Source organism: Mycobacterium kubicae (assembly GCF_015689175.1).
GTDB lineage: Bacteria > Actinomycetota > Actinomycetes > Mycobacteriales > Mycobacteriaceae > Mycobacterium > Mycobacterium kubicae.
Window position 1 is genome coordinate 981,326 of sequence record NZ_CP065047.1, and the last position, 24,186, is coordinate 1,005,511.

General features: G+C 65.8%; 24 protein-coding genes and 1 pseudogene. 4 read left to right on the forward strand and 21 right to left on the reverse strand.

Going from position 1 to position 24,186, the window contains the following annotated elements; all coding sequences use genetic code 11:
• Positions 1–289: 289 nt before the first annotated feature.
• The 6 genes from I2456_RS04610 to I2456_RS04635 all read right to left on the reverse strand — a co-directional run bounded on the left by I2456_RS04610 (position 290) and on the right by I2456_RS04635 (position 8,015).
• Positions 290–841 (reverse strand): DUF6262 family protein, encoded by a 552-nt coding sequence (locus I2456_RS04610; protein WP_080711234.1) that lies wholly within the window; start codon positions 839–841, stop codon positions 290–292.
• Positions 838–3,330 (reverse strand): tyrosine-type recombinase/integrase, encoded by a 2,493-nt coding sequence (locus I2456_RS04615; RefSeq protein WP_141244865.1) that lies wholly within the window; start codon positions 3,328–3,330, stop codon positions 838–840. The genes I2456_RS04610 and I2456_RS04615 overlap by 4 nt, the downstream gene beginning before the upstream one ends.
• Complete coding sequence (locus tag I2456_RS04620; protein WP_033710464.1) at positions 3,327–4,499, reverse strand: tyrosine-type recombinase/integrase; 1,173 nt, start codon at positions 4,497–4,499, stop codon at positions 3,327–3,329. Before I2456_RS04620 ends, I2456_RS04615 begins: the two co-directional genes overlap by 4 nt.
• Before the next feature lie 94 nt (positions 4,500–4,593).
• Positions 4,594–5,559 carry an IS481 family transposase gene (locus I2456_RS04625; RefSeq protein ID WP_163703754.1) on the reverse strand — a complete coding sequence of 322 codons (966 nt, stop codon included), beginning with the start codon at positions 5,557–5,559 and terminating at the stop codon, positions 4,594–4,596.
• A gap of 432 nt (positions 5,560–5,991) precedes the next feature.
• Entirely contained in the window at positions 5,992–7,074 is a 1,083-nt protein-coding gene (locus tag I2456_RS04630; RefSeq protein WP_170291478.1) for an IS110 family RNA-guided transposase, read from the reverse strand.
• A gap of 116 nt (positions 7,075–7,190) precedes the next feature.
• Complete coding sequence (locus tag I2456_RS04635; protein ID WP_085072885.1) at positions 7,191–8,015, reverse strand: SDR family oxidoreductase; 825 nt, start codon at positions 8,013–8,015, stop codon at positions 7,191–7,193.
• A gap of 55 nt (positions 8,016–8,070) precedes the next feature.
• Between I2456_RS04635 and I2456_RS04640 the strand changes: the two genes are divergently transcribed.
• Entirely contained in the window at positions 8,071–8,763 is a 693-nt protein-coding gene (locus tag I2456_RS04640; protein ID WP_068022182.1) for a demethylmenaquinone methyltransferase, read from the forward strand.
• A gap of 7 nt (positions 8,764–8,770) precedes the next feature.
• Here the strand turns inward: I2456_RS04640 and I2456_RS04645 are convergent, their stop codons facing one another.
• The 12 genes and pseudogenes from I2456_RS04645 to I2456_RS04700 all read right to left on the reverse strand — a co-directional run bounded on the left by I2456_RS04645 (position 8,771) and on the right by I2456_RS04700 (position 17,159).
• Positions 8,771–9,109, reverse strand: a complete 339-nt coding sequence (locus I2456_RS04645; RefSeq protein WP_068022180.1) for a DUF732 domain-containing protein — start codon at positions 9,107–9,109, stop codon at positions 8,771–8,773.
• A gap of 8 nt (positions 9,110–9,117) precedes the next feature.
• A complete protein-coding gene (locus I2456_RS04650; protein ID WP_068022178.1) occupies positions 9,118–9,798 on the reverse strand; it encodes a class I SAM-dependent methyltransferase in 681 nt (226 codons plus the stop codon).
• 69 nt (positions 9,799–9,867) lie between these two features.
• Entirely contained in the window at positions 9,868–10,185 is a 318-nt protein-coding gene (locus I2456_RS04655) for a hypothetical protein (RefSeq protein ID WP_085072848.1), read from the reverse strand.
• 24 nt (positions 10,186–10,209) lie between these two features.
• Positions 10,210–11,055: a TauD/TfdA dioxygenase family protein gene (locus I2456_RS04660; protein ID WP_068157200.1), complete on the reverse strand. Its 846-nt coding sequence runs from the start codon at positions 11,053–11,055 to the stop codon at positions 10,210–10,212.
• Positions 11,056–11,087: 32 nt separating this feature from the next.
• Positions 11,088–11,423, reverse strand: a complete 336-nt coding sequence (locus I2456_RS04665) for a hypothetical protein (protein ID WP_085072849.1) — start codon at positions 11,421–11,423, stop codon at positions 11,088–11,090.
• A 1-nt stretch (position 11,424) separates the two neighbouring features.
• Positions 11,425–12,693, reverse strand: coding sequence for an aromatic ring-hydroxylating oxygenase subunit alpha (locus I2456_RS04670; protein ID WP_085072850.1), 1,269 nt, complete (start codon positions 12,691–12,693; stop codon positions 11,425–11,427).
• A gap of 16 nt (positions 12,694–12,709) precedes the next feature.
• On the reverse strand, positions 12,710–13,465 hold the full coding sequence (locus I2456_RS04675; protein WP_068157205.1) for an SDR family NAD(P)-dependent oxidoreductase: 756 nt from the start codon (positions 13,463–13,465) through the stop codon (positions 12,710–12,712).
• Positions 13,462–13,737: pseudogene (locus I2456_RS04680) on the reverse strand (2Fe-2S iron-sulfur cluster-binding protein); the annotation flags it as partial. The gene I2456_RS04675 and the pseudogene I2456_RS04680, both read right to left, overlap by 4 nt.
• Before the next feature lie 104 nt (positions 13,738–13,841).
• On the reverse strand, positions 13,842–14,294 hold the full coding sequence (locus I2456_RS04685; protein WP_068022160.1) for a MarR family winged helix-turn-helix transcriptional regulator: 453 nt from the start codon (positions 14,292–14,294) through the stop codon (positions 13,842–13,844).
• Between the two features lie 2 nt (positions 14,295–14,296).
• The gene (locus I2456_RS04690) at positions 14,297–15,559 is read right to left on the reverse strand and encodes a metal-dependent hydrolase family protein (RefSeq protein ID WP_085072851.1); all 1,263 of its coding nucleotides are present in this window, start codon (positions 15,557–15,559) and stop codon (positions 14,297–14,299) included.
• Positions 15,556–15,894 carry a hypothetical protein gene (locus tag I2456_RS04695; RefSeq protein ID WP_174814167.1) on the reverse strand — a complete coding sequence of 113 codons (339 nt, stop codon included), beginning with the start codon at positions 15,892–15,894 and terminating at the stop codon, positions 15,556–15,558. The genes I2456_RS04690 and I2456_RS04695 overlap by 4 nt, the downstream gene beginning before the upstream one ends.
• Entirely contained in the window at positions 15,891–17,159 is a 1,269-nt protein-coding gene (locus I2456_RS04700; protein WP_068163781.1) for an aromatic ring-hydroxylating oxygenase subunit alpha, read from the reverse strand. The genes I2456_RS04695 and I2456_RS04700 overlap by 4 nt, the downstream gene beginning before the upstream one ends.
• Positions 17,160–17,341: 182 nt before the next feature.
• On the opposite strand from I2456_RS04700, the gene I2456_RS04705 reads away from it, so the two are divergent.
• Positions 17,342–18,745, forward strand: a complete 1,404-nt coding sequence (locus I2456_RS04705; RefSeq protein ID WP_085072852.1) for an aldehyde dehydrogenase — start codon at positions 17,342–17,344, stop codon at positions 18,743–18,745.
• On the opposite strand, the gene menJ is transcribed toward I2456_RS04705, so the two are convergent.
• A complete protein-coding gene (gene menJ, locus I2456_RS04710) occupies positions 18,742–20,064 on the reverse strand; it encodes a menaquinone reductase (RefSeq protein WP_139823001.1) in 1,323 nt (440 codons plus the stop codon). The genes I2456_RS04705 and menJ overlap by 4 nt on opposite strands.
• On the opposite strand from menJ, the gene grcC1 reads away from it, so the two are divergent.
• Together grcC1 and htpX are read left to right on the forward strand one after the other, a co-directional pair.
• On the forward strand, positions 19,993–21,000 hold the full coding sequence (grcC1, locus tag I2456_RS04715) for a nonaprenyl/(2E,6E)-farnesyl/geranylgeranyl diphosphat synthase (protein ID WP_085072853.1): 1,008 nt from the start codon (positions 19,993–19,995) through the stop codon (positions 20,998–21,000). The two genes, menJ and grcC1, sit on opposite strands and share 72 nt — an antisense overlap.
• A gap of 79 nt (positions 21,001–21,079) precedes the next feature.
• Positions 21,080–21,943: a zinc metalloprotease HtpX gene (htpX, locus tag I2456_RS04720; protein WP_085072854.1), complete on the forward strand. Its 864-nt coding sequence runs from the start codon at positions 21,080–21,082 to the stop codon at positions 21,941–21,943.
• Between the two features lie 4 nt (positions 21,944–21,947).
• Here htpX and I2456_RS04725 read toward each other — a convergent pair whose 3' ends face one another.
• Positions 21,948–22,388, reverse strand: coding sequence for a cupin domain-containing protein (locus I2456_RS04725; RefSeq protein WP_085072886.1), 441 nt, complete (start codon positions 22,386–22,388; stop codon positions 21,948–21,950).
• 97 nt (positions 22,389–22,485) lie between these two features.
• Positions 22,486–24,015: a SulP family inorganic anion transporter gene (locus I2456_RS04730; protein WP_085072855.1), complete on the reverse strand. Its 1,530-nt coding sequence runs from the start codon at positions 24,013–24,015 to the stop codon at positions 22,486–22,488.
• Positions 24,016–24,186 lie beyond the last annotated feature (171 nt).

Sequence of the window (24,186 nt, forward strand, 5' to 3'; positions counted from 1 at the left end):
ACCAACGACCGCCGCGACGCCCGACTGACCCCGATCAAACGAAAGCCGCCCCGGCCCATACCGGGGCGGCTTTCACCTGCCTATTGACAAACAGTGCCTACATATCAGCTGTACTGCTCAGGCAGGTTGGTCAACCGTGTGATGGGTGGGGTCTTGCCGATTGCGGAGTGTGGACGGTTCTCTTGGGCTCGCGGCCTGAGTCGCGGTAGTGTCCCGGTGTTTCCGCAGTTCGCGCGGCTGGCTGCTGAAGAATATGGTGCGCAACAGGTGTGGTGCAAGGACTCATTTGTCAGCCGGTCGGCTGGGAGAGGTTGAGCTGGGCCATAAGTTCGCGGTTGGCGGCGCGGGCGGCGGTGAGGTCTTGGTCGCGTTCTTCGAGTTGCAGCCGTAGCTCGACGATTTGTTGTTCGAGCGTGACGATGCGTTGCTGAAGTTGCTCGATGTCGGTTGGCGCGCCGAGTCCGCTTGCGCGCCATGCTTGTTCGCCGAGCAGTTCAGACAGACGGATCTCGAGTTGTTGGGTGCGTGCGGCCATGCGGGTGCAGCGGTGCTGGGCGGCGAGCAAGTCGGCCTGCAGTGAGGCACGGGTGACCTGGTGACCGATCTCGGATTTGTCTGGTGGCTGGGTTGCAGCGGCGTGGATGCGTTCGAGCAGGTCGCGGTGGCGGTATAGGAAGGTGCGGTCGACTCCGGCGCGTTGAGCGATGCTGGTGGCGCTGAGTTCTGCGCCGTCTTTGATGGCGACCTCGAGGGCGGAAAGGACGCGTTGGCGGCGTCTGGTGGAGTCGGCTCGTCGTCCGTCGATCATCGCGTCGAGGGCATGGGTGGTGTTGGTGGTCATGGGGTTCTCTCTGGGCGCAGGTCGGGCAGGATTTGGCGGGTGCGAGGCATGCCGAGCATGACGCTGCGGTGTCGGCGCACGACGGTGACGGCTTGTTGAAGTTGTTGTCGCTGTTCGGGTTCGAGTTCGCCGAGCCCGTTTCTGATCTGGTCGATCAGGCGGCGGATGCGGCGGATTTCCTCCTCGGAGGGCATCGCCTCGACGCGGGCCCAGTCATCGAGGTCGGTGGTGGCGAGCAGGCGTTCCCGGGTGCGCAGCAGGTCGTCGAGGTAGGCGCGCAGGTCGGGCAGATAGGAGACGTCGGTGCGGAAGTGGTCGCATCCAGCGCAGCGGAACCGGAACGGACAGGCACCGCCGCCGGCCTTGACGTTGGACGGTTCGGCGCAGACACCGAATGGAACCGCGACCTCGCCGACGGCGCGACGGGCGTGTTCGGAGTCCAACAATGCTTGGGCTTGCCGCCAGATGCGGTTGCCATGCCGGTCGAACTGCATCGCGGTGACGCGATCGACGGCTTCACGGCGGCGGGTTTCGCCGATGCGGTAGTAGCAGCTGGTGGTGTCGAGTTTGCGGTGCGACATCAGCTCACGCAACACCTCGATGGGGACGCCGGCGTCAGCGTGGCGTTGGGCGTAACTGTGCCGGTAGGCGTAGAGCACCACCTTGCTCTTGTCATATTCGACACCATCGGCGTTGCGCAGCACCGGCAGTCGGTCGACCCAGGTGCGGTGGGCGAACGCGAGAGAAAAGCCGGTGATCGCGCGGCGTCCGCCGGGGTTGCGCCGGTCGGTGGGCAGCAGCTTGAGCTCGCCGATCGGAGTGTTTGGGTAGCGGTTCCGGACTTGTTGCTGCTGGGCGAGTATTACGGCGGCGGTCTGCTCGCTGATCGGCAGGCGTCGTGCGAGCCGGTTGGCCTTATGGTTGTCGTAGATCAGCACGGGCTGTCCGTCGTCGTCTCGGGTCAGGCAGTCGAAGTCCAGCTCGCAGATCTCTTCGGGACGGCGGCCGGTGTCGATGGCCAACTCGACCGCGGTGCGCATCTCTGATGAGGTCAGTTCATCCAGGTGTTCGCATAACTGCTTCATGATTTCCGGCGGCAGGTCCCGGTTGGGTTCGCCCGGTTCGGGTTCGACAGGCACGTCCGCCTGCCCAATCACAAAGTCCTCGCCCAGCCCGGCGGCGATGCCGCCGGGCCGCGTCAGCCCCATCGCCCGGATGCGGGTGAGCACGGCACGAACCTCGCGGCAGGCCCGGATCCGGGCATCGCCACTGATCTGACCGACCGATTCAAGGTAGGCCAGCCGGTGCAGGAACGCCTCCATATCGGTGCGTCCCAACGCCGCTGGGTGTTCGCCGCGGTCCTCGCGCATGCGCAGCGACTCTGACAACCGCACCAGGCAGCCGATGTAGTGGCGCACGGCCAGGCCGGCGCTGGTGCGCCGCCCGGCTCGGACACGTCGTTTCGGCAGGTCATCGGCGGCCCACCGCTTGGCGGCCTCCCGCAGCCAGGACTGGCTGATGCCGGTAAACGACACCGTGCCGTGATGCCCAAACACCGCCAGGTCCCATTCGTCCTGGGCGACTTCGGTTTCCGGGCTCGACAAGGCGCGCCGAGCATGACCGATCAGGCAGTTGACCAGCCCGGTGAACTCCAGGCCCCGGCCGTCACCGATGACATAGTCGGCGATCGACCCCACCTGCTGGCCCAGCAAGTCGTTACAGAACGCGCGCAGCACGGCCTCGTCGGTCTTGACCGCGTTGATCCGGCAGCGCTGCTGCAAGCCCACCAGCAATTCAGCGACCACCAGCGGCGTCAGGCCCCGCAGACTAACCTCGCCGCCGCGACCGATCGCTGGTTCGGTTGCCCGCCAGACGATTTCATCTAAATGTGGGTCACGTGCGCGGACGGTGCGCAGCCGCTGCTGGTGCGCCTCACAGTACAGACCGTCGGGATGGCGCCGCTGGCGAGTGCAGGCGGCCACCGCGCACGGCGGACACGGCGGAAGCGGCCTGGTTTGCCGGTGAGCACGGAACTCGTCGACATCGGCAACCGGCAAGGCGCGCAGCTGTTCTGCGTGGGCGTGACACAGCCCGGAACTCGCCGATTCCCACTCGCGTCGACAACCGTCGACGACACAAGCATCCGGCCCGCGCCCCATTCGTTCGCGACCCCGCGGCGGAAGCGAGGCGATCTCGTCGTCACCGAGCCCGTGTTCGGCAAGCCGACGCCGGCACGAGGCGCAGATCCGCGTCGCTGCCGGCGCGGATGTCAAACAGCCCGACGCGCGGCAGACCGGGCGTCCCAGCAGCGGATGCTCCGGTGCGAACGACAGCACCTTTCGCGCCGCGTCCCAGCCGGCTTCGGCGAGGAACGCGGGATCGATCACCACGGTGATCGACGCAGCGTGCCGGTCGATTCCTGCTGGATCGGCGAACACGTGCACTCTGCCGGCGACGATCGCAGCCGTCGGCATCGTCACGGCGCTCACCCGTCCGTCCCGGCAAGCTCGCGGGGACTGCGGACCCGGTCGACGGCCTCACGCAACCGGGCCGGGTCGGGATGCAGATAGACCTGCGACGAACTCATCGCCGCATGCCCCAGCAGGGCGGCGATCTCGTCCAGACCGGCACCGGCGTCGGCAAGGTTACTGCCGAACGCATGCCGCAGCCGATGCGGCGTCATATGCTCGATTCTGGCCCGCCGCGCGCAGGCGGTGATCAATTCATTAATCGTATCCGGGCGCATCGGTGCGCCGATCGGCTCGCGAAACAGGTTGACCAACAACAAATCCGACTCAGCCGCCCGCGGCACCGCAAACCGCTCGAACTCGTAGACATCGAACAGCTGAACCGCCAGAAAATCCAGCGGCACCACGCGTTGGCGACGCGATTTGGCCCACGCGCCGTTCGGATTCTCCCGCCGCACCACATGCAGGTGCGCTCGCGGGATTTCACAGCCCAGCAGACGTGAGTCGGCCAACAGGTGAACGTCCGAGCGCCGTAGGCCACACAACTCGCCGCGCCGCAGCCCGGCCCTGGCCATCAACAGCACGATCAGCCTGTCCCGCGCCGACTGGCAGGCCCGCAGCAGCGCCACGATCTCGGCATCGCTGGCCCGGTCCACCATCGCCTCTGGCTCGTGCAACCGATGCCGCGCCCGCATCCGCCAGGCCATCCGATGTTCCTCACCGCGGGCCTGCGCGGGCAGGTCACGCTCGTCGGCCAGCTCATAGATCAACGGCATCAGCTCGCCAGGCGCCTGACCGGATGCCACCGCGTGAGCGACGAAGCCCCGCACCGCGGTCAGCACACCGTTGATCCGCCGCGCCCCACGCACCGGCTCAACGCCCGGACCAGCCAGCACCTGCCCACCCGCCACGACCTCGACACCGCTGGACTGCGGCCCCGCGTGACGCAGCCAGGTGATGAACAGCCCCAGCGCCGCCACCCCGTCATGCCAATGCCGGCCGGTGCGAACACACCAGCGCAGAAACAATGCGATGGCGCCCGCATATGACCTTGTGGTCAACTCCGAACCGTCACGGCCGAATCGGACATGCCGCAAGAACGCATCCGCTTCGGCCACCACCGCCAAATCCTCATCCAGCACCGTCCAGTACCTCGCCCCGGACGGCAACCTCACCAGAAACGCCCGCACCCTGATCTCCTCTCGCAGCAGGCAGCTTTACCACTACCAGCCACGAGCACCACACCCCGGGAGATCTGTTGCAGAACCGGGCCGTGTCGCCGGTTTACGCAACGTCACACAACAGGGCAGCTAACCCCAGAAAATGCCGGTGGTGATTGTAGGTGTGTAGCCACGCCGGTAGAGCTGAGCGGCGGGTGCGTTCGTTGGGGTAGTGACGGGCGAAGGCCCATTCGGCGGTCATGGTGCGGTGAAAGCGCTCGATTTTGCCGTTGGTCTGAGGCCGGTAGGGGCGGGTCCGTTTAGGCACGATGTGCAGCTCAGCACAGGCGTGGCGCCAGGCATGGGAGCGGTAGCACGAGCCATTGTCGGAGAGCACACGTTGCACCGTCACTCCGCGCACGGCGAACCAGCCCACAGCGCGGCGCAACACCGCGATCGCGGTGGCCGCAGTTTCGTCGTCGTGGATTTCGGCGTAGGCCACCCGCGAGTGGTCATCGATTACGGTGTGCACGAAGCCATGCCCCATCAATTCGTTGCGGTAACGACTGCGTTTGGTGTCGGGCATCGAACGTCGGTTCTGCCATCCTTGCGCTCGTCCCACAAATCGCCAGCCGCCGCCGTCGGGGATGTTGCCCAATTTCTTCACATCGACGTGGAGGAGCGCACCGGGGCGATCGTGTTCATAGCGACGAATGACCTCTCCAGTGCGAAGATCGATGTACGACAGGCGATTCAGTCGGCACCGCACCAGAACGGCGTGCACTGTGGAGGCCGGCATCGACAACCGCGACGCGATCGCCAGCGGTGAGAGGCGATGTCGCCACCGCAGCTCCACGATGCGGCGCACGACCGGCGGCGGTGTGCGGTTAGGGCTGTGATGGGGTCGGCTAGAGCGATCGGTCATCCCGGCCTCGCCCATCGCCGCATACCGCACCGCCCAACGTTTAGCGGTCGGCCACGACACATGGAAATGTTCAGCGGCCCGCACGATCGGCCATCCCTCATCAACGACACGACGAGCCAGCATCAACCGACCCCGAGGCGTCAAAACAGCGTTAGCGTGGACCACGAAGGTCTCCTGTTCGTTGTGGGTGCAGTGGTAGCAGCTCCACTCCACGACAGGAGACCTTCACCCATCAACGACCGCTACAGCGTGTCGTCACATCTCAACCAACGACCCTGGGCACTACAGCTGATATGTAGGCACTGTTTGTCAATAGGCAGGTGAAAGCCGCCCCGGTATGGGCCGGGGCGGCTTTCGTTTGATCGGGGTCAGTCGGGCGTCGCGGCGGTCGTTGGTCAACGACGGTGGTGTCAGACTGATATACGCGGGTTGGGTACCGCAAGACGATGGTTCGGCGCGAACGGTGGCTGCTTTCTAGGGGCGGGCGTCACATCAGCATTGGTCGAATGCTGTTGTTGCTCATAGCTGTAACGCAGGTCCAGTTCGCCTACCTCACCGCCGACCGGCTGACTCCGATCAAGCTTCGGGCGGCTGCGCTTATGTCAGCGTGGCCAGCGACCAACACCAACCGGCCAGTTGACGAGCGACCGCGACGTTGGCCACGACGTGGGGCTTCTTGCGCTCATTGAACCGGCACCACTGCTGATGTAAACGGCGGTTTCCGGCGTGCCCGCGGTCCTTGAGCGCTGGGTCGACCTTGGCCCATCGGGCCCGCATCGTCGGACCGGGGGTGCGGTAGCCGGCGCGGTGGTGCCAGGCCGATTCGATCAGCAGTCTGCGGACGTGGGCGTTGCCAGCCTTGGTGATCGAACCCTGGACCCGTGAAGTCCCCGAGGAGTACTCGGTGGGCACCAGACCGACGTAGGCGCCGATCGAGGCACCGGTGAATCGGGTCCAGTCCCCGATTTCTACGGCTAAGGCCAGACCAGTCAACGCCGAGATCCCGCGTAGGCAGCCCAGCCGGTTGACCGGATCGGCCCAGCGCGGTGAGGCCGCGACCATGACGATCTGCTCGTCGAGACGGTTCCTGGCCGCGGTAGCGGTGAGCACCGCGTCAAAGTGATGATCAAACGCCGCCGCGGTGTGGACATCGTCGAATCGTTGGCGCCTAAGCCACGTTTCGTGCACTCCGGTCCAGGCCTGACCACCTGAGTAGACCCGGCCTTGGCGCAGCAACAGCTTCGACAACCGGTGCCGAACACGCATCAGATCCGCACGGGCGTCCTCGCGAGCACGAACCAAATCTCGCACCGCCTCGACCTCAACGTCGGGCACCGTAACCGCAGTGATCTCATCCAACCGCAGCAACCTGGTCAGATGCGCAGCATCACGAGCATCGGTCTTGACCCGATCCCCGGCCGGGCGGATCAGCTTCGATGGCGCGGCGACCACGCAGTCGATCTGGGCATCCGCTAGAGCTCGTGCCAGACCAAACCCCGTTGGCCCGGCCTCATAGGCCACTCGCACCGGGCCTCGCAACCGGTGCAACCAATCCAAGATCTCACCGTGATCAGGACACAACCGCGCCCGTTCGACTCGACCCGTCTGTTCATCGACGGCATGAGCAACCACCGAAAGCGCGTGCACGTCCAACCCGACACTCGTACCGTTGAAACTCACCGGAGGCCTCCTGATCTGCAACTGTGGCTCTACCCGTGCGAGTGTTCACCCGACACCGGCAACCCACGTCCGATTGCAGCCCGAGGCCTTCGGCCTCGAGTCAGCCTCCATACCGTCTAGCCCTGCGCCAACTCGGAGACGGGCTGCCACTGCTCCCAGGTGCGCAGCCGGCTTTCGTAGTCGTCCTTGGCCAGCTGCAGCGGGCCGGAGCCGAAGAACACCCGCAGCGGCGGTTCGTCGGCGTCGACGACCTTGAGCAGCGCGGTCGCCGACGCCGCCGGGTCCCCCGGCTTGGCCCAGCGCTGATTGCGCCATTCGTCCTGCTTGGCGTGCACTTCTGCGTAGTCGGGCAAACGCTCGGCGCGCTTGGACGACGACCCGCTCCAGTCGGTGGAGAACCCGCCCGGCTCGATCAGCGTGACGTGCACGCCGAAGTCGGCCACCTCCTGCGCGAGCGCCTGGGAGAAGCCCTCCAGCGCCCACTTGGACGCGTGGTAGATGCCGACGTCGGGGAAGGCGGAGATCCCGCCGATCGAGGACACCTGGATGATGTGCCCACTGCGCTGCGCGCGCAGGTAGGGCAACGCGGCCTGGGTGATCCACAACGCGCCGAAGACGTTGGTTTCGATCTGATCGCGCGCCTCCTGCTCGGAGAGCTCCTCGATGAAACCGAACTGGCCGTAGCCGGCGTTGTTGACGACGATGTCCAGCCGCCCGAAGTGGTCGTGGGCCTGCTTGACCGCCGCGAAATCCGCTGCCCGATCGGTGACGTCCAACTGGATGGGCAGGATCGCCTCGCCGAACCGCTCGACCAGGTCGTCCAACGTTGCGGTGTTGCGTGCCGTGGCGGCGACCTGGTCGCCCCGCTGCAGTGCGGCGATCGTCCACTCGCGCCCGAAACCGCGTGATGTACCGGTGATGAACCAAACTTTTCCGCTCACGTGCTCTTGCAACGCATGCGGCGACATCTCATTCCCAGCAGGTAGCGTCGACACCGTGAGCCGCGCCGCCCTCGACAAGGACCCCCGGGACGTCGCGTCGATGTTCGACGGTGTCGCCCGACGCTACGACGTGACCAACACCGTGCTCTCGCTGGGCCGCGACCGGCACTGGCGACAAGCCACCCGCGCCGCGTTGCAGGTCCGGTCGGGACACAAGGTGCTCGACCTGGCCGCCGGTACCGCGGTGTCGACCGTCGAGCTGCAGAAATCCGGGGCCTGGTGCGTGGCGACGGACTTCTCCGTCGGGATGCTCGCGGCCGGTGCCGCGCGGCAGGTGCCCAAGGTGGCCGGCGACGCCACCAAGCTGCCGTTCGCCGACGAGGTCTTCGACGCGGTCACCATCAGCTTCGGCCTGCGCAACGTCGCCGACCAGCAGGCGGCGCTGCGCGAAATGGCCCGGGTGACCCGGCCCGGTGGGCGGCTGGTGGTGTGCGAGTTCTCAACTCCCACAAGCAGATTGTTCGCCACCGCCTATAAGGAATACCTGATGCAGGCGTTGCCGAGGATGGCCGAGGCGGTGTCCAGCAATCCCGAGGCATACGTGTACCTCGCCGAATCGATCCGGGCCTGGCCGGACCAAGCGACGCTGGCGCACGAGATTTCGCGGGCCGGGTGGGCAGCGGTGCGGTGGCGCAACCTCACCGGAGGCATCGTGGCCCTGCACGCGGGCTACAAACCCTTGCGCTGAAACTGGCTTACGACGTGCCCGCCCGCTGCAGGAAGCCCGCCGCTTCCGGGCAGTAGTGGTCGATCGCCGCCCCCAAGAATTGGAAGGCCTGCCCCTGGGTGGTGCCACGCGGCAGGTTGTGCTGGATGAACGTCGCGGACTTGTACGCGTCGCCGTCCACCCCGCGACCGACCCGCTCGCAGCTGATCTTTGCCAGCCAGGCGTTGTAGTCCTGCGGGCCGTAGATGCCGTAGCCGTTGAGCGTCCTGTTGAAGACCTGGTCGTAGTCGTCGGCCTGCGCCGGAGCGGCTAACGCAATGGTGGCGGCTGCCAGGGCGACGCCGGCAGCCAAGCTCGTCCCCTTCATTAGCCAGACTATACACCTGAGTCGAGGTGGGCGGATAACAGCCAACCGCCCATCGAGACCAGGCCGTCGCGCTCCTCGCGCACGTCGGTCATGCCCATTTCCGCGAAGAACTCCTTCGAGCCCCTGGCATAGAGGCGCGCGGGCCGGATCTCATCGACTACCCAGTACTTCGAGACCACTTCGCGCAGTTCCTCCTCGGTGACCGCATTGATCGGGCCTTCCGGGACCGCGGCTTTGTCGAAGACCAGCACGAAGTAGGACGCGGCCGTGTTGGCCGCGCGCGAGATCGACCGCAGGTACCCCTCGCGCAGTTCGACCGGCATCGAGTGGAACAGGGTGCTGTCCACGATGGTGTCGAACATTCCGTCGTAGCCTTCGAAGTCGCTGATGTCGGCGACCTCGAAGGTGGCGTCGGTCAAGCCTCGCCGCTGTGCCTCCTGGCGGGCCAACTCGATGGCAGTGGGGGAGGAGTCGAGCCCGACCGTGATGTGACCCCGCTCGGCCAGTGCGAGCGACAGGGCCGCTTCCCCGCATCCCGCGTCCAGGACCACCCCGCGAATCTTGCCCTGCTCGATCAACGCGGCCAGCTCCGGCTGGGGCTCACCGATGCTCCACGGCGGCCGCACGCCCTCGCCCAGCTCGGCGGACTCGCCGCGGTAGGCCGATTCGAAATCCGGTGACTCAGTCATGTAGTCAGGTATATCAAGCTCACTGATTGCATGCCAATGAGGTTGATATATGCCTCACCCCGGAGCTCGCTAGGCGCCTGCTCCCGACTCCGCGATCAGGGCCAGATAACGCATCACCGGAGGCGGCTGCGTCTGCACGGCAACAGGTTTGGACATACGACCGTCGGCAAACGCCGCACGCAAGTTGGTCCGCGCCGTGTCGACGTCGGTGTCGATCTCGTAGAGCGTGATGAACGAGTCGCCGTCGGTTGCCCAGCGGCGTGCCGACACGAAACCATCGACCGTCAACATCTCCGGCACGTGAACGTCGTCATGCCAATGGTGGTACTCGTCGGCAACGTCGGGTGATTCCGGCTTGCTCTCGACGAACAACAGCGACTTGGTCATTGAGCCTTTCCTGTCCTGGGGTGTTTACTTGATCGGCTCGTCGCCGAGCACGGTGGTGCGCAGCATCTCTCGGGCGGAGTTCGGGTCGTATGGGGCCGCGCGGTGCAGGACGCCGCGGTTGTCCCAGATGACCATGTCACCGACCGACCAGGAATGGCTGTACACCTTGTCGGGCACGGTGGCGCGTTGCAGCAGGTCGTCGAGCAAGGCGCGGCCCGCCGCGAGGTCCATGCCGACGACGTAGTCGGCCGAAGCGCCGAGCACCAGGGATTTGCGGCCGGTGGCGTGGGTCCACACCAGCGGATGTTCGTGCGTGCGACGAGAGCGCCAGCGGGCCAGCACTTCCGGGGTGGGGTCAGGGGTGACCCGCCGCTGCGACGCTTCCAGGGAGTGCACCACGCGCAACGTGGCGAATCGTTGCTTCTCCTCGTCGGACAGGTCGTCGTAGGCGGCGTAGGAGTTCGCGAATTCCGTTTCACCGCCCGATTCGGCGACCTGCACGGCCGACAGGGCCGTGGCCTTCTGCGGGACTTCGTTCCCGGTCGGGGTGCACCCGTCGATATGCCAGTCGAAGGTTGCTTTCAGATAGTCCGCAGAGGAATTCTTCGACTTGTCCAGCGTGATCGGATAGATGCCGGCCACCGGGTGATGCCCGTCGGAGGAGTGGTCGATCTCCCCAAGGTGGCGGCAGAAGGCCACCTGGGCTTCCGGGTCCAGGTGCAGGCCCCGGAAGACCAGAACACCGTTGTCTTCCAACGCATCCAGAATGGCTTTGCCGACGGTATCCCCGCCGACCAGGTGCGCCGGGTCCAATCCGCTGACTTCCGCGCCGACGGACTCGCTGAGCTTGGTGATGGTCAACAGACCCATGATTGTCCTTCCTCAGACCAGGAGGTGCGCGCTCACGGCGCCGGTTCGACGGTACGGATCATGACCGCGTCGGCGGAGTCGGTGGGGGTGGGCTGATGCATGATCTCGACCGCCATGGCGACCATGATCAGCGAATAGATCAGGTGCAGCAGGTTGGTCGCATCCTCGGGCAGGTCGTCGAGCGGGAACTTGTCGCAATACTCGATGGCCTCTTCCAGGCGCGGGAAGAATGCATCGTGGAACTCGTGCATCTCAGGCATGGTGCTGGCCAGACGTCTGTTCCAGCGCTCGGTCTCGGTGGCCAAGCACCAGACTTGCGCGTAGCTCTCCAGTTCCCCAAAAGCGCTGGGCAGCAATGGCTCTGCCATGTCACACACCCACCGGCGCCGGGGCGTGATCGCGCTGGTAGGCCTGCACCCAGTCGACGATGACGTGGTGCAGATGGCGCACCAGGATTTCCTGGTCGTTGAGCGGAAAGTCTTCGACGATGCCGTATTCCAAAGCGGCCTGGGTGCCGCCCAGCATGCCGGCGTCCTGGAGCGCGAATTCCTTGAGTACCACCGCGGCGACTTCGTGTTCGATGCGCTCTCGCACGGTGCGCGCCGGGTGGAAATAGGTGTACGCCTCGAAACGGTGGGTGTTGTAGGAGGTCGGCCAGTACCGGTACAGCAGATACCAGCCGCCGTAGATCAAGATCTCGGTGTTGGGGAAGATCTGGAAGTTGCTGATGCCCCAGGGCTCGATGCCGCCGGGATTGAGCCCCGCGGGCAGTTCGCCGATGTCTGGGGTGCGCCATGGGCCGACCAGCCCGCTCTGGGTGGCGCGCTCGATGGGATACATGAACTCCGCAGGCAGTAGCCAGCGACGTCGCCCTGCGGTCGAGACCAACCGGTGCGGGCCGTCCAATTGGAAATGTCCACAGGTGAATCCGGCGTTGGGCTCACGCACCTCGGGAGGCACCTGCTGGGGGTGCAGCGCCGGAACGTGGTAGTACTCCTGAAAGGCGTCGGCGAAGATCTTCCAATTGCTGTTGTTGTGAGCCACCCAGCCGTAGCGTTCGGTCAGCTTGTCGAACGGGTAGCCGTCCAGGCCGGTGATCATCGGGCCCAGGAAGTCACGCAGGCTCTGGCGCGGCTGCGGATCGAAGTTGATGAATACGAAGCCATTCCATACGTCGCAGTGCACCGGTTTGAGCCCATAAGAGGCTGGATCCAGGTCGAAGAATTCCGATTCCTGTTGCACATAGTTGAGCGCGCCGTCGAGGCCGTAACGCCAGCCGTGGTATTTGCAGGTGAACTGCCGACATGTGCCTCGAGTTTCCTGGTCGGGAAAGTCGTTCCATACCAGCTTGTTTCCTCGGTGACGGCAGACGTTGTAGAAGGCGCGGATCTGCTCGTCCCGGCCTTTGACCAGCAGGACCGAGGTCCGCGCGACTTCGATCTCCTTGGTCACATAGCTGCCCACGCGGGGCATCTCCTCCACGCGTGCCACGTTGAGCCACGCCCGCTTGAACACCGCCTCGCGTTCTAGTTCGAAGAACTCCGGTGAGGTGGAGTCTTTGAACGAAACTGGGCCGGTGCCCAATTGGGGATAGTGCTCGGTCCAGGACCCCTCTGGCGGTCGACCCGATCGTGTCATGGTGAATCTGCTCCTCTCACATCACCGCTCCGCCGTTGACGCCGAGCACCTGGCCGGTGATGAAAGCCGCTTGATCCGAGCACAGAAACCCGGCCGCTGCGGCGATGTCGGCCCCGGTGCCCAGGTGGCCTATCGGGATGTTGCTGGCGATCTCGTCGTTGGACCTCAGGTATCCGGCCGCCTGCGCCTGGTGCTGCATCGGGGTCTCGATGCCGGAGGGGGGAATGTTGTTGACGGTGATGCCCGCGGTGGCGTACTCGCGGGCCAACGACTTGGTGAGGGTGATGACCGCGCCTTTGGAGGCCGCATAGTGGGCGGCGAACGGTGAGCCGCGTTGTGCGCTGGAGGACGAAATCATCACAATGCGTCCCCATTTCGCGGTGATCATGTCCGGCAACGCGACTTGGCAACAGTGGAAGGTGCCGGTCAGGTTGACGTCGATGATCTTGGCCCAGGATTCGACGGTGATCTCGATGAACGGGGCGAAGCCGAACATGCCGGCGCTGGTCACCAGCACCAGCGTCGGACCCAGTTCGCTGCGCACCTTGGCGAAGGCCTGCTCCACACCGGCTCGGTCGGTGACATCCGTCCCGACACCGATCGAAGGGACGCCTTGTGCTCGCAGATCCTCGGCGACCCGTTGCGCCGCTTGTTCATTGACGTCCAGCACCGCCACCTGGTGGCCAAGCCGGCCCAACTCGTGACACGTCGCCTCGCCGATGCCCGAGGCGCCGCCGGTCACGACAGCCACCCGGGCAGCCACCGTGCTCATTCGTAGACCACCCGCACCGTGCGACTGGTCGGCAGCGCCTGGCAGGTCAGCACCCATCCTTCGGCCAACTCGTCGTCCTCCAGCGCGTCGTTGTTGATCATCCGCGCACTGCCTTCCGTCAGTCGAGCCATACATGTTCCGCACGAACCTGTTTCACAGGACGACGGGGGCTGCAACCCGGCCATCCGGGCGGTCTGCAGCAGGGTGTCGCCCGCGCAGTAGGACACCGTGGTGCAACGACGATCCAGCTCGATGGCCACCTCCTCGGTGACAACGTCGTGGGCAGCGGTGCGCGAGGAGTCATGCATCACCGCCTACAGTATCAACTACTTGCGATTAATATCAAGTACTAGATACATGGGCTCGCCACAGGCATTCAGTTCTCGACGTAATCCTTGAAAAGCTGATGGCCGGTGCCTTTTTCGACCACTCGGGCCAGCAGCTCGCGCAGGGTTTCCTGCTCCTCGGCGGTCAGCACCCCGAAAACCTCCTCGTGGGCCGCGACCGCATCGGCGACCACCGTCGCCACGACGTTGCGCCCCTCGTCGGTCAGATAGGCCTGCAGGATGCGTTTGTGTTGCGGGTCTTGCTTGCGCTCGACCAGGCCTTGGCGTTCGAGTGCGGTAAGCGCCAGCTGCACTCCTTGCGGGCTGATCAACAGGCGTCGGGCCAGTTCGGCGCCGGAGAGTCCGGGTTCGTTGGAAAGTTGGCGCAGCACACCGATCTGGGCCGTACTGACCCCGTGGGCACTGATTGCCTCGTTGACGGTGGTCAGGGAAAAATAGAACGCCTGCTTGAGCAGCCACAGCAGATTCTCGGAGAGTTCCATCGCTAGCTTCCTGTCTGACTCGGCGTCCGGTAGACCTGCCCATCCTTCATGACGAACGACACGTCAAGTGTGGTGTCGATGTCACGGGACGGATCGCCGGGTACCGCGATGATGTCGGCGAGGTAGCCGGGAGCCAGTCGGCCGAGCTCGTGGTCGGCTTCGATCAGTTCGGCGGCCACCACAGTGGCTGCCCGGATCGCTTGCATGGGGCTCATGCCACGCGCCACCAGCGCCCGGAGTTCTTTGGCGTTCTGCCCATGCGGGATGGCCGGTGCGTCGGTGCCACAGGCGATTCGCACGCCGGCCGCAATGGCCTTGGGCAACATGTCCTTTGCCCGGGGGAAGACCTCCAGCGCTTTCTTGCGCAATTCCGGTGCGATCCGGTCGATTGCCATCGCTTCGGTGAGGTAGGTGGTCGAGACGAGGAAGGTGCCGTGGTCGACCATCATCTGGATCGTGTCGTCAGAGGCCAGGAAGCCGTGTTCGATGCAGTCGATGCCCGCGCGAATACATGCCCGGATGGCAGAGTCGCCGACGGCGTGTGCGGCCACCCGCACCCCGGCGCGGTGGGCCTCGTCGGCGATCGCCGCGAACTCGGCATCGGAGTACTGCTGGGCACCGGGAGCGGTGCTGTGGGACATGACGCCACCTGATGCCGAGACCTTGATGAGCTTGGCGCCGTGGCGAATCTGATACCGGACACAGGCGATCACGTCCGGTACCCCGTTGGCGATGCCCTCGGCGATCGAGAGCGGCATGATGCCCGGCGCGAGCCGCTGAAACACCGTCGGGTCCAGGTGCCCGCCGTACGGAGTGACGGCGTGGCCGGCGGGGTAGATGCGGGGGCCGTGATGCCAGCCCTGCTCGATGGCGCGCTGCAAGGCGACGTCGAGGAGGTAGCCGCCGGTTTTGACCATGAGCCCTAGATTGCGCACGGTGGTGAAGCCGGCGTCCAGCGTGGTGCGGGCGTTGACCGCGGCGCGAAGCGTGCGGTACGCGGGGTCGTCTTGAACGCCGTGCATAGGTGCCGGTAGGCCCTCGGGTCCACCGGGGCCACCGATGAACAGGTTGAGTTCCATGTCCATCAGTCCGGGCAACAACGTGACGTCCCCGAGGTCGATGACCTGAGCCGAATCAGGCAGCGGCTCTTGCGGATTCACCGCAACGATCCGCCCTTCGTCCACCACCACCACCGCCGGCTGGTGCACCTGGCCGGTGTCGACGTCGGCCCAGCGGGCCGCCCGTAGGACCGTTGCTGCGGTCACGGGAAGGGCTCGGACACACAGTCCAGGGTGGACGCACCGGAGTCCGGCACGCGGGGCTGTTTCCAGCACTCCACCGGAAACGACACCATGATCATCGAGTAGAGCAGGTGCATCAGATTCAGGACGTCCTCAGGTAGGTCGTCGAGGGAGAATTTGTCGCAGTAGGCGAGGGCCTCCTCGGCCCGCGGGGTGATCGCGTCGTAGAACGCCTTCATCTCCGTCATCGAGCTCGCCAGCCGTTTGGCGTAACGCTGCGGTTCAGTGGGCAGGCACCAGTGGGCGAACGGCTCGAGGTCGGCGAATTCGGTTGGCAGCACGGCAGACATCGCGTTCACACTCCCGCTGCGGTCATGCGGCGATACTCCTCGATCCACGCCGCGGTCTCGCTGTGCAGGTGGCGCAACAAGATCTCCTGGTCGTTGAGGACGAACTCGTCGATGACCCGCGACTCGATCATGCTCTGGGTCGCCTCCAGCGTGTTGGCGTCCTGCAGCCCGTATTCCTTGAACGACACGGCGGCCAGTTCCTGAGCGACGCGCTCGCGCGGGGTGCGTGGCTCCGGGAAGTACAGCGTGCCCTCGAAGATGTGGCTGTTGAATGACGTCGGCCAGTAGTGGTAGGTCAAATACCAGCCCTGGCCCCAGAACAGGATGACGAAGTTGGGGAACAGTTGGAACGAGTCCAGGCCCCACGGATCACACTTCGCCGGGTTCAGTCCGGCCGGCATCTCACCCAGGTCCGGCTTCTGCCATGGCCCGAAAAGTCCGCTCTGACAGATGTCTTCGATGGGCTTGCGCATCTCCGCCGCCATCTCCCACGCCCGCACCCCCGACGTGCTGACCAGTCGGTGCGGGCCCTCCAGGCGGTAGTGCGGCGCCTCGAAGCCCGCTTCGGCAGCCGCCTTGGAGTACGCCGTCGGTGACTGGTTCGCGTGCAGCACCGGCGCGTGATAGAACTCCTGGAACGCGTCCATGTACAGCTTCCAGTTCGCTTTCACCTCGGACCGGTACCGCCACCGAGAGGTCATCTTTGCGAACGGATAACCCTCGAGTGCCGTCACCATCGGGCCCAGGAACTCCCGCAACGACTGCTCGGGTGTCTTCGCGAAGTTGACGAAAATGAAGCCTTCCCAGACCTCACAGTGCACCGGCACCAAACCGTAGCGGCTCTTGTCGAGATCGAAGAACTCGTCTTCCTGTTGCACGAAAGTCAGGTTGCCGTCCAGGTCGTACCGCCAGGCGTGGTACTTGCAGGTGAACTGGCGGCACATGCCGCTGGTCTCCTCCAGCGGCATGTCGTTCCATACCAGCTTGTTGCCGCGATGCCGGCAAACGTTGTGATACGCCTTGATCTCCCCGGTTGCGGTGCGCACCAGGATGATTGAGGTGTTGACGACCTTGAGTTCTTTGGTGAAGTAGCTTCCTTTGCGGGGAAGTTGTTCTGCGCGACCGACATTGAGCCAGGCCCGTTTGAAGATGGCGTCGCGTTCCAGTTCGTGGATCTCGGGGTTGATCGAGTCCTCATAGGACACCGGTCCGGTGCCCAGTTGGGGATAGTGCTGCGTCCAGCTACCTTCCGCAGGCTTGGGAAATCGCGCCATTACCGCTCCTGTCCGTGCCGGTCTGTCGCGGACCCGGCGGTCAGACACCCATCTGCGCGATGCCGGCTCGGCACTGGCACCTGGCCCCCGGTTTCGCTGTCTCCAGGACTCCCTAGTGGGCGACCGTATATGCTCGACCCAGTAATCGCAAGTAGTTGATACTAATGAGTGGGAGGTAGCCGATGGGCCGACAACCAGGGAGCTTCGAAGTCATCTCCCCGCACACCGAGCAGCCCATCGCCGAGGTGACTGCCGCGACGCCAGACGACATCGACGCGGCCGTCACGGCCGCACGCGCGGCCTTCGATTCCTGGTCGGGTGTGGAGCCGTCCGAGCGCATCGCGACGGTGCGCCGACTTGCTGACAGCTACGACGAATGCCGAGCGAAGATGGCCGAAACCATCACGGCAGAGATCGGGGCTCCGATCACGTTCGCCCACCGGGCGCAGGTCGGGCTGCCGGCGATGCTGATGCGGGCGTTCTGCGACCTGGCCGAGCGGCATCCGTGGCAGGAGACCCGGCGGGGATTCTTCGGCGCCGAAGTGCAGGTGCACAAGGAGCCGGTGGGCGTGGTCGCCGCCGTCGTGCCGTGGAACATGCCGCAGTTCCTGACCATCGGCAAACTCGTGCCCGCGCTGCTGGCCGGTTGCACCGTGGTGATCAAGCCGGCGCCGGAATCAACCCTGGACGCACTGCTATTGACTGAGCTGATCGAACGGCTCGACCTGCCGACCGGCGTGGTGAGCGTGCTGCCCGGAGACGGCGCAGTCGGTGAGCTGTTGGTCAAACACCCAGGCGTGGACAAGGTTTCATTTACCGGATCCACTGCGGCGGGCCGGGCCGTGGCGGCGGCGTGCGCGACCAATCTGACGCGGGTGAGCCTCGAACTGGGCGGCAAATCGGCGGCCATCGTCCTCGACGACGCCGAGCCGCAGCGGGTCGCGGCGGGGGTGCGATCGGCCAGCCTGTCCAACAGCGGCCAGATCTGCAATGCGCTGACTCGAGTCCTGGTGCCGCAGCGACGCCATGACGAGTACGTCGATGCTCTCGCCGCCGAGATGACGCGCCTGCGGGTGGGTGATCCGAGCGATCCGCAAACGCAGCTCGGGCCGCTGGTTTCCCAGCGTCAGCAGCGCCGCGTTCGCGACTACATCCGGATCGGGCAGGACGAAGGCGCGCAACTGGTCATCGGCGGTGCCGACATGCCCGACGGCCTGGAATCCGGCTGGTACGTGCGACCCACCCTGTTCGCCCATGCCGACAACGCGATGCGCATTGCGCGGGAAGAGATTTTCGGGCCGGTCGTCACCGTCATTCCCTATGACGACGAGAACGAGGCGGTGGCAATGGCGAACGACTCCGACTACGGGCTGGCAGGGGCGGTCTGGACCGGCGACACCGAACGGGCACTAGGCATCGCCCGGCGCGTGCGCAGTGGCACGTTCGGGGTCAATCAGGGATACACGATGGACCCGTTCGCGCCGTTCGGCGGTGTCAAAGGTAGCGGCTACGGCCGCGAACTGGGGCCCGAAGGATTAGACGGCTACCTGGACACCAAATCGGTCGCCGTCGCACCCGCGGGCTAGCTGAACGGCGGTCGGCGATCGATCAGCCGCGACATCCGGCCCCCGCCGCGCCAGGCGCGCGCCACCCAGTCGGCGTCGTCGTCGGTGACCAGATTGGCCATCACGCGCACGGCGATGTTCATCAGCCGGGTCGACCGCATCGCCACCGGTCCGGTAGTGGGCAGGAACCGCTGGAAGGTGAGCAACAACGCCAGGCGGCGCGCGACGGAAAAGCCGCGGCCGTAATGGTCGGCCAGCAGCGCCGGCCACACCCGCGAGAAATCACCGTGGTCGAGCAGTTCGGCGGCCAGCCGTCCGGTTTCCAGTCCGTAGTCGATGCCTTCACCGTTGAGCGGGTTGACGCACGCCGCGGCGTCCCCGATCAGCATCCAATTCGGCCCGGCCACACCCGAAACCGCGCCGCCCATCGGCAGCAACGCCGACGACACCGCGCGGGGTTGGCCGGCAAAGCCCCACTCCTCCCGGCGCAGGTCGGTGTAGTAGGAGATCAGCGGCCGCAACGCCAGGTCGGCCGGACGTTTGGTGGTCGACAGCGCGCCGACGCCGATGTTCACCTCGCCGTTGCCCAGCGGGAAGATCCAGCCGTAGCCCGGCAGCACTTTGTCCTTGGAGCCGTCGGGTCCACGCAACTCCAGGTGTGAGGTCAGCCACGGGTCGTCCCCGCGTGCGGTGGCCAGATACCCGCGCGCGGCGACGCCGTACACCGTCTCCTGATGCCACCGCCGGCCCAGCTTGCGGCCCAGCGTGGAGCGCGCGCCGTCGGCCACGATCAGCTGGCGGCAGGCCACCTCGCTGCGGTCGGCCAACGTCACCGCGGTGACCCGCCTGGACGAATCATGATGCACGCCGACCACTTTCACCCCAAGCAACATCCGGGCACCGGCGTCCTCGGCGACTTTACGGATCCGGTCGTCGAGTTCGAGGCGGGCCACGGCGCTGCTGTAGGCGGGGAATGACGGGCCCGGCCACTCCACCTGCACCTCGCCGCCGAAGCCGCTCATGCGCAAGCCTTGATGCCGGATGCGCCCGGCCAGCCACTCGCCCAGCCCCAACTGCTCCATTTCCGCGACGGCGCGCGGTGTGAGCCCGTCGCCGCAGGCTTTGTCCCGGGGGAAGCTGGCGGAGTCGATGACCAGCACGTCGCGGCCGGCACGGGCGGCCCAGGCGGCCGCCGCCGACCCGGCCGGTCCGCCGCCAACGACTACCACGTCCGCTCTGGTGTCCACGTTGACCAGTATGTTGGTCGAATGAGCACTCCTGCGACGGTGGTGGCGGGCGTTGACTTCGGTGACGCGGAATTTGCTGCCACTGTGCGCCACGGCGTGACCCGCATCGAGCAGCTGATGGACGCCGAGTTGCGCGGTGCCGACGAGGTGATGACCGAGTCGCTGCTGCACCTTTTCCTGGCCGGGGGCAAGCGGTTCCGGCCGCTGTTCACCGTGCTGGCCGCCCAGACCGGACCCCACCCGGACGCCGACGAGGTGACCACCGCGGGGGCGGTGGTCGAGCTCATCCACCTGGCGACGCTCTACCACGACGACGTGATGGACGAGGCGCAGGTGCGCCGCGGTGCGCCCAGCGCCAATGCGCGCTGGGGTAACAACGTGGCGATCCTGGCCGGCGACTACCTGCTGGCCACGGCGTCGCGGCTGGTGTCGCGGCTGGGGCCCGACGCGGTGCGCATCGTCGCCGACACCTTCGCTCAGCTGGTCACCGGTCAGATGCGCGAGACCCGCGGTGCGCCCGAGGGCGCGGACCTCATCGAGCAGTACCTGAAAGTGGTCGACGAGAAGACGGGTTGTCTGATCGGCGCGGCCGGTCGATTCGGTGGCATGTTCTCCGGCGCCGACGACGAGCAGATCGAGCGGCTGGCTCGGTTGGGCGGCATCGTCGGGACCGCCTTCCAGATCGCCGACGACATCATCGACATCGGCAGTGAGTCCGAGGAATCGGGCAAGCTGCCCGGCACCGATATCCGCGAAGGCGTGCGCACCTTGCCGATGCTGTATGCGCTGCGCGAAAGCGGTCCCGACGGGGAGCGGCTGCGCACCCTGCTGGCCGGGCCCGTGCATGACGACGCGCAAGTCGCGGAGGCGCTGGCGCTGTTGCGGGTGTCACCCGGAATGGACAAGGCCAAAGAGGTACTGGCTCAATACGCGGCCCAAGCGCGCCACGAGCTGGCGTTGTTGCCCGACGTGCCCGGCCGTAGGGCGCTGGCGGCGCTGGTCGACTACACCGTCAGCCGGCACGGTTGACCGCGGGAACCGCGGCGGTGCTTTCCTGCGTTGAATGGGCTGAAGACAAGCCCACGCGCTCGTAGGAGGACGCACCCTGATGACCTGGCATCCGCATGCCAACAGGCTCAAGACCTTCCTGTTGCTGGTCGGCATGTCCGCGATGATCGTGTTCGTCGGCGCGCTGTTCGGTAGGACTGCGCTGCTGTTGGCGACGCTGTTCGCGGTCGGGATCAACGTCTACACGTACTACAACAGCGACAAACTGGCGCTGCGGGCGATGCACGCCGTGCCGGTCTCCGAAGTGCAGGCACCGGCGATGTACCGGATTGTGCGCGAGCTGGCGACCTCGGCGCACCAGCCGATGCCGCGCCTGTACATCAGCGACACCAGCGCGCCCAACGCGTTTGCCACCGGGCGCAACCCGCGCAATGCCGCGGTGTGCTGCACGACGGGGATCCTGCAGATCCTCAACGAGCGCGAGCTGCGCGCGGTGCTGGGACACGAGCTGTCGCACGTGTACAACCGCGACATCCTGATTTCTTGTGTGGCAGGCGCATTGGCTTCGGTGATCACCGCACTGGCCAATATGGCGATGTTCTTCGGTGCGTTCGGTGGCAACCGCGAGGAAGGCGTCAACCCCTTTGCGATGCTGCTGGTTTCGCTCTTAGGCCCGATCGCCGCGACGGTGGTGAAGTTGGCGGTGTCGCGGTCGCGGGAGTACCAGGCCGACGAGTCCGGTGCCGTGCTGACCGGTGACCCGCTGGCGCTGGCGTCGGCGCTGCGCAAGATCTCCGGTGGTGTGCAGTTGGCCCCGTTGCCGCCCGAGCCGCAGCTGGCCAGCCAGGCGCACCTGATGATTGCCAACCCTTTTCGCGCCGGTGAGCGGATCGGGTCGCTGTTTTCCACGCATCCCCCGATCGAGGACCGGATCCGCCGGCTGGAGCAAATGGCGCGGGGCTAACCCGTTACGGCGGCGCCATGGCGAAATCGGCGAAGTCGAACCCAGGTACCACGACGCAACTGACGAGCGTCGGCTCATCGCCGCAGCTTCGCGCGCGTTGCCAGTAACCGGGCGGAACCAGCAGTTGCGGCAGTTGCCCGTCGTCGAGGTCGGCGCCGATCAGATGCGTCGTGGACGCGGATTGATGCGGCCCCATGTCGATGAACAGTGGACTGCCGCAGTGGAAGAACCACAACTCCGCGCTGCACACGCTGTGCCAGGCGCACTGCTGGCCGGGCAGCAACAGGAACAGAATTGCGGTGCCGGCACTGCGCGCGCCGGCATATCGGCTCGGCAGTGCCGATGGGTTGAGGACTAGTTCGCTGCGCCACGTTTCGCGAAACCAGCCGCCCTCCGGGTGGGGCGCCAACCGCAACCGACGGGCCCAGTGGGGCAGTTCGGTCACCACGCTTGGTGTTTCGTCACCATGTGGTTGACGCTAAGTGGCGCTGGGTAATTCGGCTAGCCGCCCGACGCCACCGTTGGGCCAGACGGCGCAGGGTTTAGGCTGCGGCCTCGGGGCTGGTGGGCTCGACCAGCTCCAGCAGGTGCCGGCGCGATGAGTGCCCTCGCTCGAGCACGCCGTCGACCGTGACCTTCCCGCCGTTGGCGTGGTGCTGCTGCTGCCAGTCGGTAATCGCCTGGTGCGCAGCATGATCGAGGTAACTAACCGCGATGTGCAGGGTCACCGTCGTGCGCTCCGGGATGGAGGTCAGCACTCGCGTCAGCCGGGGCAGCGACAGGAACGTGCAGGCGCCTTCGATCACTACGCGCCACTCTTCCCCGATCGAGTGTGCCTCCACCTTGGCCCGCACCACTCGCCATCCGGTCATCGCGATGGCCAGGGCCAGTCCGATCATCACCCCGTGCAGCAGATTGAGGAACACGACGGCGACGATCGTCACCAGGTAGATGGCGAAATCTCCTGTCTTGACCGCGGTTTCGATGTGGGCCGGTTGTAACAGCTGGATCCCGATCACGATGAGCAGACCGGCCAGCGCAGCGCTGGGAATCTGTTCTATCAAGCCGGCGAAAGGCAGGGCGAACAGCAGCACCCAGAAGCCGTGCAGGATCGTCGATGCGCTGGTCTTGGCGCCCGCTTTGATGTTGGCCGAGCTGCGCACGATGACCCCGGCGATGGGCAGACCGCCGATGCCCCCGGACACGATGTTGGCCGCACCCTGGCCGATCAGCTCGCGGTCGAGGTCGGTGCGCGGGCCGTTGTGCATCCGGTCGGTCGCCACCGCGGTCAGCAGGCTCTGCACGCTGGTGATGAGGGTGACGGTGATGATCCCGACGACGACCGCGCCCCAGTTGCCGTGCGGCAGCGTCGGCAGCTGCAACGCGTCGATGACCGAGCCCTCGAGCTTGATCCGGGAAACGTGGAAGGGCAACACGACCGACAGACCCGTCACCACCACGATGGCGACCAATGGGCCGGGGACGGCGGCCACCTTGGGCGGGACCCAACGCCACGCGACCATGATCGCGATGACCAGCAGGCCCAGCAGTACGCCCGGCCGGTGCGCGTCAACGACCTGAGCGGGCAACTCGACGACGTTGTCCCAGGCTGAGCTGTTCGACTGCCCGCCGAGCAACACGTGCGTTTGTTGTAGTGCGATGGTGATGCCGATGCCGGCCAGCATCGCGTGCACCACCACCGGCGAAATGGCCAGCGCTGCCCGCGCCACGCGACTGAGCCCGAGCAGGACCTGCATCACGCCTGCCACCGCGGTGATGAAACACGTCAATCCCCAACCGAATTGGGCGATCAACTCGGCGACGACGACGGTCAGGCCGGCCGCGGGACCGCTGACCTGCAACGGTGATCCGCCGACGGCGCCGGCGACGATGCCGCCGACGATGGCGGCGATCAAGCCGGCCAGCACCGGCGCGTCCGAGGCGATGGCGATGCCCAGCGAAAGGGGCAGTGCGACCAGGAAAACCACCAGTGAGGCCGGCAGGTCATGACGAACGATCTCTTGCAATCGCTCACTGCGTGAGGCCGAATCGACTTGCTGCAACCGTTGCATCGGAGGCTCCCTCGTTGGGTCTCAGCGGGGGACAATCCGATATCCCGCCCCGTTCACACATTGTGACTTTGTCGTAACCGACTGATGGACAAGCGAATCCGCTAACCCCCGAACCCCGACGTTACGGGCGCACACGCCTGACGACTGCGTATGACGGTATTTGCGCGGCCA

What these genes read in the sequence shown, in the direction of transcription:
- I2456_RS04650 (WP_068022178.1), bottom strand. Translation starts at nt 9,798, where the DNA reads ATGACTGAGTCACCGGATTTCGAATCGGCCTACCGCGGCGAGTCCGCC.
- I2456_RS04670 (WP_085072850.1), bottom strand. Translation starts at nt 12,693, where the DNA reads ATGACACGATCGGGTCGACCGCCAGAGGGGTCCTGGACCGAGCACTAT.
- I2456_RS04700 (WP_068163781.1), bottom strand. Translation starts at nt 17,159, where the DNA reads ATGGCGCGATTTCCCAAGCCTGCGGAAGGTAGCTGGACGCAGCACTAT.
- grcC1 (WP_085072853.1), top strand. Translation starts at nt 19,993, where the DNA reads ATGAGCACTCCTGCGACGGTGGTGGCGGGCGTTGACTTCGGTGACGCG.
- I2456_RS04685 (WP_068022160.1), bottom strand. Translation starts at nt 14,294, where the DNA reads ATGGAACTCTCCGAGAATCTGCTGTGGCTGCTCAAGCAGGCGTTCTAT.
- I2456_RS04665 (WP_085072849.1), bottom strand. Translation starts at nt 11,423, where the DNA reads ATGGCAGAGCCATTGCTGCCCAGCGCTTTTGGGGAACTGGAGAGCTAC.
- I2456_RS04655 (WP_085072848.1), bottom strand. Translation starts at nt 10,185, where the DNA reads ATGACCAAGTCGCTGTTGTTCGTCGAGAGCAAGCCGGAATCACCCGAC.
- I2456_RS04645 (WP_068022180.1), bottom strand. Translation starts at nt 9,109, where the DNA reads ATGAAGGGGACGAGCTTGGCTGCCGGCGTCGCCCTGGCAGCCGCCACC.
- I2456_RS04610 (WP_080711234.1), bottom strand. Translation starts at nt 841, where the DNA reads ATGACCACCAACACCACCCATGCCCTCGACGCGATGATCGACGGACGA.
- I2456_RS04730 (WP_085072855.1), bottom strand. Translation starts at nt 24,015, where the DNA reads ATGCAACGGTTGCAGCAAGTCGATTCGGCCTCACGCAGTGAGCGATTG.
- I2456_RS04705 (WP_085072852.1), top strand. Translation starts at nt 17,342, where the DNA reads ATGGGCCGACAACCAGGGAGCTTCGAAGTCATCTCCCCGCACACCGAG.
- I2456_RS04675 (WP_068157205.1), bottom strand. Translation starts at nt 13,465, where the DNA reads ATGAGCACGGTGGCTGCCCGGGTGGCTGTCGTGACCGGCGGCGCCTCG.
- htpX (WP_085072854.1), top strand. Translation starts at nt 21,080, where the DNA reads ATGACCTGGCATCCGCATGCCAACAGGCTCAAGACCTTCCTGTTGCTG.
- I2456_RS04660 (WP_068157200.1), bottom strand. Translation starts at nt 11,055, where the DNA reads ATGGGTCTGTTGACCATCACCAAGCTCAGCGAGTCCGTCGGCGCGGAA.